Genomic DNA, 13,546 nt, shown 5'->3' on the forward strand with positions numbered 1-13,546 from the left:
CTGTAATTATACACGAAAGGGATGACTCGATTCTATAAAATTACCATTCACCATCGTCAAACCAATACCCAACATACCCTAGAAGTCCCAAGCGATCGCTACATTCTCCAAGCCGCAGAAGACCAAGGCGTACAACTCCCATTTTCTTGTCGCAATGGCGCTTGCACCACCTGTGCGGTGCGTGTCCTCTCCGGTGACATCTATCAACCGGAAGCCATGGGATTGTCTCCAGCGCTGCGCGAAAAAGGGTACGCACTTTTATGTGTGGGGTATCCCCGTTCTGACATAGAAGTCGAAACCCAGGATGAGGATGAAGTCTACGAACTCCAGTTTGGGCGCTATTTTGGTAAAGGCAAGATTCGGTTTGGATTGCCCTTAGATGAGGATTAAACAGCACAGTCGCTCCCTCTATTTCAGTTACTCCCCCCTTTTTAAGGGGGGCTGGGGGGGATCAAAACACCACACAGCTAATGTGAACAGCAATACAGCTTATCCCAACCGCCTTATCGCCCTCCTAATTAGCTGTAGCTTTCTCCTTTTACTGGGAGGATGTCAATCTAAACAAGTTACTCCTGGTATCCCTGTACAAGTCCAACAAGTCGTCAGTGGACAAACCATCGAGGTATTAGATACCACTCAACAACCCGCCTTAATTGTTCGGGTACGGTTAATTGGTATAGAAGCACCCGACTTGAGACAACAGCCTTGGGGAACCGCAGCCAAAACTCGGATTGAACAACTTATCGGTGAAACGAGGGGTCAACAAATGGTACTGCAATCGGTTTTCTTAGAACCTGATGTGCAAACCAAAGACAGTTTTGGTCGCTGGTTAGCCTACGTTTGGCATGATGGAGTCATGCTCAATGAGCAACTGATTAAAGAAGGATATGTTTTAGCGACACCGCGATCGCCTAATAATAAATATAATGAACGCCTAATCCGCGCTCAGGAATACGCCAGGATTATGGGATATGGCATTTGGAGCCCGGAACAACCCCTCCGTTTAACCCCTGCTGAATTTCGGCGACGCAATCCTTAGAAGAAGGCAGGAAGCAAGTTTGTAGTAAGCACTTTAGTGCTTAAACGCATAGCTGGAGTTGGCTCAGGTTCCCTCACGACAAAACAAATCTGATAGATTTTTCCGATTTTCTGGGCGCACGTCGGTTTGGAATTGGGCGCACGTCGGTCATCCGTGTCAACTTAAGCTCAACCCCTCTCCCCCACTATGCATTACCCACATCTTTCTTAACATTAGCGAGAGCGATCGCTATAGCGCTCTCCAACCCCTATTCCTACATAGCCCATTCTCAATAAAACTCGGTCTTTGTCAAGAGTAGTTTGTGGTAATTTGTCAAGTTTAGTGGAATGAATTGAATTTGAAAGCCTTGTTAAACAAGGCTTTCAGGATTGTTAAGAAAGATGCGTATAAGGGATAGGTCGTGGGAGAGGGGCTGGGGGTGAGGGGTTGAGCTTAAGTTGACACTGATGCACGTCGGTGCGCCCCTACAATGCTAATCCACCAAATAAGCTGTGCCACGCCAGTAGCTTGCTTCTAGCGAAGCGAGTATGACGAATGACAAATGACAAATGACAAATAACTAAAACTGCCCATTCCCCTGAACCACTTGTTTCAGTGTGGTTAACGTCTCCAACGTAATCATCCCGCGACGATACCCTTTCTGATTGGACATCCCCAGAAACACCGAGTCCCCACGTTTGGGATTGCGGGAAAATCGCGGTGAGGAATTGAGATAAACCGAAGCACTATCAACTTTGAGAGAAAATTGGCGACTTTCCAGATAAGACTCAGTAACTAAGCAGTCAGCGTGGCGACTACTGTATTGATTAATCCACGCGATCGCGTCTTCGGTGTTATCGACTAATTTAAAGGCAACAACCTTATCTAAATACGGTTGACTCCATTCCGATTCAGACGCTAAAGTTAATTGATCGGGAAACTTTGCCACTAACTCGGCATCGGCTTTGAGTTTGAAGCCCTTGTCGCTCAAACTCTTACAGAGATTCATTAACGAGGATGGCTTTTGATTACGATGGATCAAGACTTTTTCGATCGCATTCACTGGATCAGGGATACTGGCGTGGCTGTCTAAAATAATCGATCGCACCCCATCCCAAGTCCCTGATTCAGACCAGTAGAGATAGCAGTTCCCCATTGCTGATCTTAAAACGGGTACCGTTGCTTGTTGCAAAACTTGCTGCACTAGCGTCGGGCGTCCGTAAGGAATCACCAAGTTTAAATAGTCATCCCGTGTGACTAAATCTCGCATAGAAGCCCCCTGTTCGGAAGGGAACAATTCCAAACAACCTGAGGGTAAACCCGCCTCGTCCAAGGCGTTCTGTAACGCTTCGGCAATCACTTGATTGGATTGACTGGCTTCGCTACTTCCTTTTAATATCAAACTATTTCCGGTTTTAATGCAAAAACCCGCCGCGATCGCACCTAACTCTGGGAACGCCTCATAAATTAAGGCAATCACGCCCAACGGCATCATTTGACAATAGGTTTGAGAATGGTCAAGTTGATAAGACGCATTCATCACCCGACGAATCGGATCAGATAATTCCCCAATCCGCTGCAAAATCCCAATCGCAATCTGGAGTCGTTCTGGCGTCAGCTTCAGCCAATCTAATACCAACTCAGGAACTGCCATTTCTCGACTGGCTTCCAAGTCCATGGTATTGGCATCCAAGATATCATCAAACGCATTTTGCAAGGCTTTTACCATCGCTTGAACGCCACGCGATCGCTCAACTCCTTTTGTGGTTGCCAAAACCACAGATGCCCGATATGCTCTGGCAATCACAGGGTTGGACTGAGGCGTAGGATCAGAGGCTTCCATATCCATCATTTACGAACGCCGATAAGCTAACCACACCATAAGCGCTGGCAACACCGCTAAAATCACTGCCAGTAACGCCCAAAGAATTATAGAAGGACCGGTTGGAGATTGCAGCGCTAGGGGTAACCAGACAATCAGCAAAACCAGCACAATTAAGAGGGCTACAGGTAGATAGCTTTCCCCAAGATTCCCTTGGGTACTCGCCCAGCGATGACCTGTCCAACGCCACGTTTTTTTGTAGGGATAAGTCGTCGATAATTGCTCGATTATAAGCCCATTTTCTTCAAGAACGAAAATCTGCTGACAGCGATTACAGCCAAAGGCTTCTGTCAGGGTAATCGGCACTAAACACCCCCGCCGCCGACAAGGGCAGGGATATTCCTTACTTAAATCTATCTTTTGAGCTTTCTGAGGTGGCACAAGCGCTATTCAAAACCAAGATTACGTTGATGATTGAATGTTCCTGATGACATAATCAGGCTGCATCGTGATTCACTATAACTTAAACTTATCCCCATCAATTCTCCACTAGAGGCTTTCTGGGAGACGCTCATGCTCTCATATTAGCGCTTTCTTTTCCCTTGACCAATTTTGGGTAACCAGCCCTGCATAGACAAACTGTATATAAGAAAAAGCGAGGTCATTACAACTTCGCTTTTCAACTAAGCGGGTAACGCGATTCGAACGCGCGACATTCACCTTGGCAAGGTGACGCTCTACCACTGAGCTATACCCGCATTTATTTTGCTTTATATAGTGTCTCAGAATAATCGAGCTTTGTCAAGTGATTTGTTGAGTTGCCATGACTCTCCTGTTCCAAGACATGACCTGCAACAGGGAGAGGTAGAGTCTGAGTAGATCATGAATTCCCAGACTCATTGTATTCTGAAGCTGACTCTGAAGGAAGAGACCGCCCTGATGAAACAGGCAAGGACTGAGGAGTTCCTGCCGGATCATAAGCATTATAAGAGGTTGAGCCATTTTGCCCCTTGAACTGCTGCATTAAACTCGCCATTTCTAAGGCACTCATGGCATATTCCCAACCCTTATTACTCTTGATTCCTGCTCGTTCTAAGGCTTGCTGCATCGTATCAGCCGTTAGAACCCCAAAGACGACAGGGATTCCAGTTTGAAAGCTAGCGGCGGCAATGCCCTTAGAGACTTCAGCCGCCACATAATCAAAATGGGGGGTTTGACCGCGAATGACAGCGCCCAAGCAAATCACCGCATCATAGCGATGGCTAAGGGCAGCTTGACGAGCCATGAGAGGGACTTCAAAACTACCGGGCACCCAAATATAATCAACTTGGGAGCCATGAGGATTGGGATCAACACCGTGGCGTTTCAGGCAATCTTGACACCCGGCTAATAGTTTCTCTGTCACGAGATCATTAAATCGACCGATGATAATTGCCAAGCGCAGGGAGCTGGCTGATGTGAAATTTCCCTCAAAAACTGCCATGGCTATCTTTGCCCTCTTGCGTCATGAGCATCTGTCTGTTGGTGGAGAAGCCCCGTCTGAATTCAATCATTCAGCCGGGGAGAAGGTCAGGCTACCACAAAATAGTTCAGGATGCCAACCACAATAACCAGAGCCAGCCAAAGCCCTGAACCTAGCCAAATCAAGTTTTTTGATTGCTCCCAGTTTTGGGGGGTAGCATAGGCGACAGGGACACCCACCACCATGACGAATGACAAAATAACCAAAGCTGCCAGTGATATTTGAAATAAGATAGACATTTCCTGTTGTGCCTTTCAAGACGTTAAATCCTTCTGATTAGTAAGCTACCAAAAATTGACCCGCTTTTTTGAAAAAACTGAAAATCAGCAACAAGGGAGATGAGGGAGCAGGGGGAGCAGAGGGAGCAGGGGAAGCAGGGGGAGCAGGGGAAGCAGGGGAAGCAGAGGGAGCAGAGGGAGCAGAGGGAGCAGAGGGAGCAGGGGAAGCAGAGGGAGCAAACAAATGACGAATGACAAATGACGAATGACAAATGACGAATGACAAACCATGGACTTAATCCTGTGTCACACGATTAGCGACTTTGATGCCCTAGGAGCAGCCGTCGGGCTGACGCGCCTGAAAACAGGAGCGAAACTTGTCCTAACAGGGGGCGCTCACCCGGCGGTTCGGGATTTTTTGGCACTGCATCGGGATGAGTATGCTTTGATTGAACGACGTTCGGTTAAAGTAGACCAAATTCATTCTCTTGTCGTGGTGGATACCCAAAAGCGCGATCGCTTAGGGAAAGCTGCTCAATGGTTCGACTTGCCTTATCTTACTGCCATTGAACTTTACGACCATCACGGCGACACTGACAGTGATATTCCTGCCACATTCCGACAGGTTGAACCCGTGGGTGCCACCACAACGCTCATCGTCGAGCAATTACAACAAACGTCAATCCAATTAACCACCGCCGAAGCCACAGTGATGGCACTCGGTATCCATGTAGATACAGGTTCCTTAACCTTTGACCAAACTACTCCACGGGATGCCATGGCTCTGGCTTGGGTAATGGCACAAGGGGCAAATATCCGCCAGATTGCCGACTATGTTGATCCAGGACTTTCGCCGCAGTTGCAACAATTGCTCACCACAGCCCTAGAGCAGTTACAATCTGAAAATTATCAAGGTAATACCCTGTCTTGGGTGTTCCTGAAAACTCAAGACTATGTACCGGGACTCTCAAGTTTAGCCTCACGATTAGTTGACCTGACGGAAAGCGACGCCCTATTGCTGGCGGCGGAGTATGGGGGAGATGTAGAGACGTGCCATGGCACGTCTGGGAGCAGGGAAGCTGGGGAAGATGTGAGTGAATCCAACAATCAACAATCAAAATCATCCCGTCTGACGATAATCGGGCGATCGCGGATTCCTGGCACGAATTTGAATGCACTCTTGCAACCTTTGGGTGGAGGTGGACATTCTCAAGCCGCCGCCGTCACCCTACGCCATTACAATCCCCCAGAGGTTTTGCCCCAACTCGTTGATCAATTCAAGGAGCAAATTCCCCAACCCCTAAGCGCCCTAGAGTTAATGTCTTCCCCGGTGCGAACTATTCGCCCCGATACAACCGTTGGCGAAGCACAGCGGATTTTGCTGCGTTATGGGCATTCTGGACTGTCTGTGGTTGATGAACATGACCAGTTAATTGGGATTATTTCACGGCGAGATATTGATCTGGCGCTGCATCACGGTTTAGGTCATGCCCCAGTTAAAGGGTATATGACCCGAAACCTGAAAACCATTACCCCCCAAACCTCACTACCCGAAATTGAGTCGCTGATGGTGACTTATGATATTGGACGCTTACCCGTGTTAGAGAATGGGCAGTTAGTCGGGATTGTCACTCGTACCGATGTGCTGCGACAAGTGCGCCAAGATCAAGAGCGCTGGGGAGAGACTTGCCCTATCCAGATGACCTATCCCTCATCCCGCCTGTTAAATATGCGGGAACGCCTTGCTCCTGCCCTGTGGCAATTGCTCACTCAAGCCGCCCAGGAAGCCCAGGAACGGGGTTGGCATCTCTATTTAGTGGGGGGAGCCGTTCGTGACGTATTGCTGGCGGATGAGAGCCAACCTTTGCTCCTAGAAGACGTGGATTTGGTGGTTGATGGGTTTCATCGGGCGGCTGATGTGGGTGCAGGTGTAACTTTGGCGAAAGCCTTACGCGAACGTTACCCGAATGCTCGCTTAGATGTTCATGGGGCGTTTCAAACGGCAGCATTGTTGTGGCATAATGACCCGGTGCTGGATTCCCTGTGGATTGATATTGCCACGGCTCGAACTGAGTTTTATCCCTATCCAGCGGCGAATCCGGAAGTGGAAGCCAGTTCTATTCGCCAGGATCTTTATCGGCGAGACTTTACGATTAACGCCATGGCAGCCCGACTGACGGGGAGGCGAGGTGAGGCGTTGCCCCTACTGGATTTTTTTGGTGGGATGTTGGATTTGCGATCGCGTCAAATTCGCGTCTTGCACGCCAATAGTTTTATCGAAGATCCCACCCGCATTTATCGAGCGGTGCGGTTTGCCGTGCGCTTAGGCTTTGAACTGGAACCCCAAACCCAAGACTATATCCAGTATGCGTTAGAGAGTGGCGTTTATGAGCGATCGCTAGGAGCAAATACGCGAGCGCCTGCTCTAGAAACCCGCTTGAAAGCTGAATTAAAGTACATTCTAGAAGCTCCCTATTGGCAACGGGCATTCCAACTCATCGGCTCACTCGGAGCATTACGCTGTCTTCATCCCAGCTTAAAGCTTGACCCATTGTTATGGTGGCGGGTTCGTCTAATTGACCGTTGGTTACGACGGTTTGATCCGGATCAAACCCTAAAACATTGGCAGATGCGTCTTGAGGTGTTAATTGCTCATTTAGAGCCTCAAGAACGGGGCAAGGTGGCAGAAAATTTACAACTGCCTATTGATAGTATTGAGCGACTGCAGCATCTCGGACAAGCTCAAACCGAAGTGGTGGAGTCTCTACCCCAATGTCAGCGTCCCAGTGAAGTCGTTTTGCTGCTACGTCAGTATAAATTACCTACCTTGGTTTTGATTGCCGTACACAGTTATCGGGCAATTCGGCGCAAGTTGTGGCACTATTTCACGAACTTGGCAACCGTGCAAGCGCCTCTCAATGGGAATGATCTCAAACGTTTGGGTTATAAGCCAGGACCCCACTATAAAGAAATGCTGGATGCTCTGTTAACCGCAACCTTGGATGGCGTGATTCAGGATGAGGCAGATGCCCAAGCATTTTTAGAGCAGCATTATCCTCGTTCGACGTAAATGTTGAGTGTTGAGTGTTGGCACAATTTGGATATACTCCATCTAGGCTATAGCATTATTTGTGCTTGTGGGGAGTGAATTTTTATGAACTTGAAGGCAGAACGGACTTTAAACCAAGGGAAATACGTTCTCAGTACCCAACTGGGTGCGGGTGTTTTCAGTCTTACCTACAAAGCAACCGATACTGAGTCAGGTCAATCGGTTGTGATTAAAACCATAGGGGAAGCGCTGCGCCAGCATCCCAATGTTAATCAATTCAAGCAGGAATTTTTAGACATTGCCAAACGCTTGAACTATTGCCAACATCCTCATCTGGTTCGCGTCCTCGACTATTTTGAGGACACGGGATATCCCTACCTGGTGATGGAATATATCCCTGGACAGACATTGGCAGACGTTCTGCAAGCGGGTTCCTTGCCAGAGGCGGAGGCGATCAACTATATCCGTCAAATCAGTGATGCGGTAAAGGTTCTACACCAAGTCGAGTTACTACACCGAGATATCCAACCCAAAAACATTATTCGGCGTCAGGATAGCGATCGCGTTGTGTTATGTGAGGTGGGGATGCTCTATGAGTTCACCCCAGGCGTCCAACAAACCTACGCCAGCTTCCTCTCTGCTGGCTACGCTCCTCCAGAAGAGAATACCTTAACCCCTACAGCAACGCCGCAAACGGATATCTATGCCTTAACTGCCACATTTTACTGCCTACTCACAGGCTCTCCTCCCTTACCTGCACCCGTCAGACAAGCTTTGTTAGCCAAGGAAAAGGATCGCCTATTTCCCTCATCCTCTCAGCCAGCCTCGTCTAACTTAAGCTCCCCCATTCAACAAGCCGTAAAATCTGGTTTAGAACTCATCCCTAACAATCGTCCCCAAACGATAGACACTTGGCTAAAGCAGCTTCCCCTGCAAGAGTCTGTTGCTATTCCTGAACCCATAATCCCTCAGCCCGTCAAAACCCAGCCCCACTCAAAACCATACCCTCGAAAGTCCCCAAAACTCAAAACTCTACCCTCGAAGGTGACAAAGGGTCAACATTCCAAATCCTGTCCTAGAGCGAAGGGAAGGAGCAACACTCAAAACCCTGTACTAGAGCGCCGGGAAGGAACAAGACTCAAAACAGCTAGAACAAAAGCCTCAATCCCATTACAAGCTTTATTTATGACAGGCGCGATCGCTGCGTCAGCCGGGATTGGATTCGGCTGTGCGGTACGACTCAACCAACCCGGTGAACCTGGATCAACAATTTTGCATACTCAACAAACCTTTCCCCCCCGTAGCGATTGGCCCGTTTCCGAATCGCAACTTTGATTGGTTATTGGTCATTGGTCATTAGTCCTTTGTCCTTTGGTCATTGGTCATTGGTCATTGGTCATTGGTCATTGGTCAAGTCGGGGCGGGCGCGAGTTACATCTGGGTGTGACCGAAAAGATAGCAGTGAAACCCGCCCCTACATAATTTCCTCCATCTCCCTCATCTCCCCTATCTACCCTATCACCCAGCATTCAGTTAAACGTTATAATTTGCTACAGGATAAGCGATGGTGCAGGCTCACTCGCGATTTATCCGAGGGATGAAACCGAGCTCGGCGTTTAGCCTAGCAACTTGAGTTGCGAGTATATTTTTCTCATAACACCACCAATTAAGTGTTATGCTAATGACAGCGGTAAAGCGCTTATGAAAAGCGAAGTTGGTCTAGCGGATTGTGATTTCTTAGTGTCCGGAACCCTGGTAGCAGAAATCCTAAATCTTGTAAAGTAAGAAACGTTAAAGCGAGAATTCGAGAAATCTCGATACATTTGAATCATATAAGACCTGTGAAGGCATTGAAATACCGTGGGACACACGGGAATTTAAGCTTAAGGAGTGAGTTGAAAGACTCAGGAATGCTCTGTAAGACCAAGGGGAAGACACTCAACTTGTTGAGCGGATGAACTAAGGCAAGATCAGCCTAAGAATCACCCGAGTTTTAACCAGGTGAGTGTCAAGAAGACCCAAACCATATTCCCCATGAGCAATCCAGTCATTCATGCCTTTTTTGTCGGACGATCGCTAGCTCAAACTCTGGGCGATCGCGTAGAAGACTCCTTAACGAATGCTCTTAGCGAACTTGGCAAATTTGATGCTGAACAGCGAGAGCATTTGCAACAGTTTACTGAGCAAGTCATGGAAAGGGCGCAACAGGAAATGGAAATCGCCATGGGCGATCGCTCTTCTAGTACTACTGTTTCGACTGGTTCTCAATCCGTTGACCTACAAGCTACTATTGACGAGTTACGAGCTGAAATTGCTCGCTTACGGACTGAGCTACAGCTCTATCGCAATCAATCAGTGACTTGACTTGAGTGATACTGGAGGTGTTTCCCTTTTCCCTTCACCCATTACAGCTTTTCCCAATCCGCTTCTGGAATCTCCTCTATCCCTAGGGTACTTTTTCCTTGAAGCCTTGGAGCTATATGCCTTGGAGCCATCTGCCTTGTCTCTACCAAAAAGGGGGTAGTCACCCCAGATTTGGTATTACAGATACTCGCTTAGGGTGTGCTTAGCTTTCAAAGATTTTGAATTTTTATTAAGATTAAGAGGAGACCATCATTCAGGAATCTAGGTGTCTGCTGTTTCTGATAACTATGTCAACCTCAAACAATATAAGGAACGCCAGGTGTCTAGCCAACGTTCCCTAAGAGGGATAAACCAAGACAAGGCATATCGTTGGAATCGGGAAAACTATTCCCGACATCGACGATTTGTCGATATTTGGACATTTGTTTTAACCCTCCTCTTCCAGTTGTGGCTCAACGGCAAACCTTGGAGCTATCCAGGGGGCATGACCGATGCAAAACAGGCGGCTCGTCGTAAGACACAGGCAATCTGGATTCGAGATACGTTCTTAGAGTTAGGTCCAACCTTCATCAAGGTGGGACAGCTATTTTCAACTCGGTCTGACTTATTCCCTGGTGAATATGTAGAGGAACTGTCTAAACTACAGGATCGCGTTCCGGCTTTTAACTATGATCAAGTCGAGGCAATTGTCAAGAAAGATTTAGGGAAATCTGTAAGTGAACTCTTTGACAATTTTGATCCGATTCCTCTAGCAGCAGCCAGTTTAGGACAAGTCCACAAAGCTCAACTCCAGAGTGGAGAAGAGGTTGTGGTCAAGGTACAACGACCGGGCTTGCGGAAACTGTTTACGATAGACCTACAAATTCTCAAGGGGATTGCCCGTTACTTCCAAAATCACCCCGATTGGGGTCGAGGTCGAGACTGGATGGGCATTTATGAAGAATGCTGTCGCATTCTTTGGGAAGAGATTGATTATCTTAGTGAAGGTCGCAATGCCGATACCTTCCGCCGCAATTTCCGCACCTACGATTGGGTAAAAGTTCCTCGTGTCTATTGGCGCTATACCTCAAATCGAGTCTTAACCCTAGAGTATGCTCCAGGAATTAAGATTAGTCACTACGAGGCATTAGAAGCCGCCGGATTGGATCGGAAACTTTTGGCTCAACTAGGGGCAAGAGCGTACTTACAGCAGTTGCTCAATGACGGTTTTTTCCATGCCGATCCCCATCCCGGTAATATTGCGGTTAGTCCGGAAGGCTCATTGATCTTCTATGATTTCGGCATGATGGGGCGGATTAAGGCAAATGTCAGGGAAGGGTTGATGCAGACGCTCTTTGGCGTTGCCCAAAAAGATGCCAGTCGAGTTGTCGAGTCTCTAGTCGCATTAGGTGCCTTGTCTCCGGTTGATGATATGGGTCCGGTGCGGCGTTCGATCCAGTATATGCTGGATCACTTTATGGATAAGCCCTTTGAACAACAGTCGGTGAGTGAAATTAGCGACGATCTCTATGAAATTGCCTATGGTCAACCCTTTCGCTTTCCGGCAACCTTCACGTTTGTGATGCGAGCCTTTTCCACCTTGGAAGGAGTGGGCAAGGGCTTAGACCCAGAATTTAACTTTATGGAAGTGGCAAAACCTTTTGCTCTGCAAATCATGACTAACGGTAATAGCCCTGAGGGTAATACATTCTTGAATGAATTGGGACGCCAAGCGGCTCAAGTGAGTAGTACGGCGTTGGGATTACCTCGGCGGATTGAGGATACGATTGAAAAATTAGAACGGGGAGATATACGTCTACGGGTTCGTTCTATCGAGTCGGATCGGATCTTGCGCCGCATGAGTAGCATTCAGATAGGAACAAACTATGCGTTACTACTCAGTGCATTCACATTGTCAGCTACGATCTTATTTGTTAATGGTCAAGTCGGGCTGGCATTAGTTGTGGCGTTAGTCGCCGCCGCGATCGCTTTTGCCCTAATTCGTTTACTCCGAAGGCTCGACCGATACGATCGCATGTTATAACTCCCATAAGGTTATTGACGCCAGCACAAACTTTATGAAATGTCGCTTTACGGGTCTAACTGACCCGGGCTTAATTCGTACCGTAAACCAGGACTATTACTACATCGATCCGAAGGGACGCTTTTTCATTGTCGCCGACGGCATGGGCGGTCATGCTGGGGGACAGGAAGCCAGCCAACTGGCTACAGAGGTCATTCAGGCACGTTTAGAGCGGCAATGGCTAGAGTCAGTCCCTTCGGAAAGGTTACTGGAACAAGCCCTCTACGATGCTAATCAGGCAATCTTAGAGGATCAAAAAAATCATCCCGAACGGGCAGATATGGGCACGACGGCTGTCGTGGTCATCTTCCGTAAAGGTCAGCCTTGGCTGGCTCATGTGGGTGATTCTCGCCTATATCGATGGCGACAATTAAAACTCGAACAAATGACGGATGACCATACCTGGGTAGCACGCGCCATGAAAGCTGGGGATCTGACTCCAGAACAGGCGCGAACGCATCCCTGGCGTCATGTGTTGTCTCAATGTCTAGGTCGCCAAGATTTAAAATCAGTTGATGTCGAGTCCATGGAGATTCAGTCAGGAGATTTCCTGCTCCTTTGTACCGACGGACTGACGGAGGAACTCTCAGACACCGCGATCGCGTCCCATCTCCAGTCCAATGGGGATGGTGAAGAAATCTCGGCTAACCTAATTGCCGCCGCCAAAGAAAAAGGCGGACGGGACAATATCACCGTGATTCTAGTCAAAATTGACGCGATCTGACCCAGAGAGCTTAAAAAATTGTTAAATTGTCGGGTTTGCACCATTTAACCGTCACGGCGATCCCTTGAGCGCCCTCTTGTTCTAAATCCTCAATGTAACCTGCTTCATAAGACGCGGCTTCTTCTGGACTATCAAAGGGTCCAAAGTAGTAAGTGACCGCAGGTTCAGCAGTGACAATTTCTACCCACCAAGCGAAGGAACTCTGAGCCTCTGTGTTAGGAGTTAAGCTTCGTATGCTGACAATCTTGCCACCTAATTGGGAAATTCGCCGCATCGTTTGGTTCATGCGGCTGTACGGAACTCTGATAAAGACAGAACTACTCCGACGAATGGGGTAGTTGAGGGTGTCGGTAGCTGCACTCTGACGCAAACCGACGACTTCATAAATAAAATAACGATTATCCAACAAGATACTACCTGGTTAAGCCAGCAACACTTGAGTTCTAGAGAAGGGGTGTCGGGTGTGGGGAATAGCCACCAATGGATAAAGGGGGTTAACTAACAGTCCGTAAATATCTAGACAATCATTGACATAACTAGACATTTTTGATGATATAATACAGGAATGTCTAGTTTAACTCCCCAAGAAGCAGCTACTCGACTTTGTGTGACGGTCTTGCACGTTGCACCGATGGGAACTCAACGGCTGGCTGATGAGCTTCTCGGACGGCTGGTGGTCTGGAGTCGATATGATATTGTTGACTTAATTGGTACATAAGGGACTGCGTAGTCATAAGCACAAAAAAAATAGTGACCGAACTGAGGGA

Annotated in this window: 13 protein-coding genes, 1 tRNA gene and 1 pseudogene; 9 read left to right on the forward strand and 6 right to left on the reverse strand. The window is 48.0% G+C overall.

The window, feature by feature from the left end; genetic code table 11:
• Positions 1 to 21: 21 nt before the first annotated feature.
• Both MC7420_RS18625 and MC7420_RS18630 read left to right on the forward strand, forming a co-directional pair.
• Positions 22 to 390, forward strand: coding sequence for a 2Fe-2S iron-sulfur cluster-binding protein (locus MC7420_RS18625; RefSeq protein WP_006102309.1), 369 nt, complete (start codon positions 22 to 24; stop codon positions 388 to 390).
• 82 nt (positions 391 to 472) lie between these two features.
• Positions 473 to 1,039 (forward strand): thermonuclease family protein, encoded by a 567-nt coding sequence (locus tag MC7420_RS18630; RefSeq protein ID WP_006102330.1) that lies wholly within the window; start codon positions 473 to 475, stop codon positions 1,037 to 1,039.
• A 559-nt stretch (positions 1,040 to 1,598) separates the two neighbouring features.
• Here the strand turns inward: MC7420_RS18630 and MC7420_RS18635 are convergent.
• The 5 genes from MC7420_RS18635 to psbZ form a co-directional block, all read right to left on the reverse strand.
• Positions 1,599 to 2,861, reverse strand: coding sequence for a glutamate-5-semialdehyde dehydrogenase (locus MC7420_RS18635; protein WP_006102232.1), 1,263 nt, complete (start codon positions 2,859 to 2,861; stop codon positions 1,599 to 1,601).
• Between the two features lie 9 nt (positions 2,862 to 2,870).
• Positions 2,871 to 3,281, reverse strand: a complete 411-nt coding sequence (locus MC7420_RS18640; protein ID WP_006102156.1) for a hypothetical protein — start codon at positions 3,279 to 3,281, stop codon at positions 2,871 to 2,873.
• A gap of 245 nt (positions 3,282 to 3,526) precedes the next feature.
• Positions 3,527 to 3,598 (reverse strand) — tRNA-Gly (locus MC7420_RS18645).
• 122 nt (positions 3,599 to 3,720) lie between these two features.
• Positions 3,721 to 4,323, reverse strand: a complete 603-nt coding sequence (ribH, locus tag MC7420_RS18650; RefSeq protein WP_044208144.1) for a 6,7-dimethyl-8-ribityllumazine synthase — start codon at positions 4,321 to 4,323, stop codon at positions 3,721 to 3,723.
• Positions 4,324 to 4,409: 86 nt separating this feature from the next.
• Positions 4,410 to 4,601, reverse strand: coding sequence for a photosystem II reaction center protein PsbZ (psbZ, locus tag MC7420_RS18655; RefSeq protein ID WP_006102213.1), 192 nt, complete (start codon positions 4,599 to 4,601; stop codon positions 4,410 to 4,412).
• 68 nt (positions 4,602 to 4,669) lie between these two features.
• Here psbZ and MC7420_RS37065 point away from each other — a divergent pair, with 68 nt between their 5' ends.
• From MC7420_RS37065 to MC7420_RS18680, 6 genes are all read left to right on the forward strand, one after another.
• The gene (locus tag MC7420_RS37065; RefSeq protein WP_006102207.1) at positions 4,670 to 4,828 is read left to right on the forward strand and encodes a hypothetical protein; all 159 of its coding nucleotides are present in this window, start codon (positions 4,670 to 4,672) and stop codon (positions 4,826 to 4,828) included.
• Between the two features lie 41 nt (positions 4,829 to 4,869).
• Positions 4,870 to 7,650 carry a CBS domain-containing protein gene (locus tag MC7420_RS18660; RefSeq protein ID WP_006102365.1) on the forward strand — a complete coding sequence of 927 codons (2,781 nt, stop codon included), beginning with the start codon at positions 4,870 to 4,872 and terminating at the stop codon, positions 7,648 to 7,650.
• Positions 7,651 to 7,734: 84 nt separating this feature from the next.
• Positions 7,735 to 8,964 carry a serine/threonine protein kinase gene (locus MC7420_RS18665; protein WP_006102270.1) on the forward strand — a complete coding sequence of 410 codons (1,230 nt, stop codon included), beginning with the start codon at positions 7,735 to 7,737 and terminating at the stop codon, positions 8,962 to 8,964.
• 699 nt (positions 8,965 to 9,663) lie between these two features.
• Positions 9,664 to 9,993, forward strand: coding sequence for a DUF6825 family protein (locus tag MC7420_RS18670; protein ID WP_044208147.1), 330 nt, complete (start codon positions 9,664 to 9,666; stop codon positions 9,991 to 9,993).
• Positions 9,994 to 10,312: 319 nt separating this feature from the next.
• A complete protein-coding gene (locus tag MC7420_RS18675) occupies positions 10,313 to 12,016 on the forward strand; it encodes an ABC1 kinase family protein (protein WP_044208241.1) in 1,704 nt (567 codons plus the stop codon).
• Between the two features lie 34 nt (positions 12,017 to 12,050).
• Complete coding sequence (locus MC7420_RS18680; RefSeq protein WP_006102206.1) at positions 12,051 to 12,779, forward strand: Stp1/IreP family PP2C-type Ser/Thr phosphatase; 729 nt, start codon at positions 12,051 to 12,053, stop codon at positions 12,777 to 12,779.
• Between the two features lie 10 nt (positions 12,780 to 12,789).
• Here MC7420_RS18680 and MC7420_RS43860 read toward each other — a convergent pair whose 3' ends face one another.
• A complete protein-coding gene (locus MC7420_RS43860; protein WP_157453223.1) occupies positions 12,790 to 13,185 on the reverse strand; it encodes a DUF1816 domain-containing protein in 396 nt (131 codons plus the stop codon).
• A gap of 159 nt (positions 13,186 to 13,344) precedes the next feature.
• Here MC7420_RS43860 and MC7420_RS41615 point away from each other — a divergent pair.
• Positions 13,345 to 13,491 (forward strand): annotated as a pseudogene (locus tag MC7420_RS41615) (IS607 family transposase); the annotation flags it as partial.
• Positions 13,492 to 13,546 lie beyond the last annotated feature (55 nt).

The sequence above is a fragment of the Coleofasciculus chthonoplastes PCC 7420 genome (assembly GCF_000155555.1).
Lineage (GTDB): Bacteria > Cyanobacteriota > Cyanobacteriia > Cyanobacteriales > Coleofasciculaceae > Coleofasciculus > Coleofasciculus chthonoplastes_A.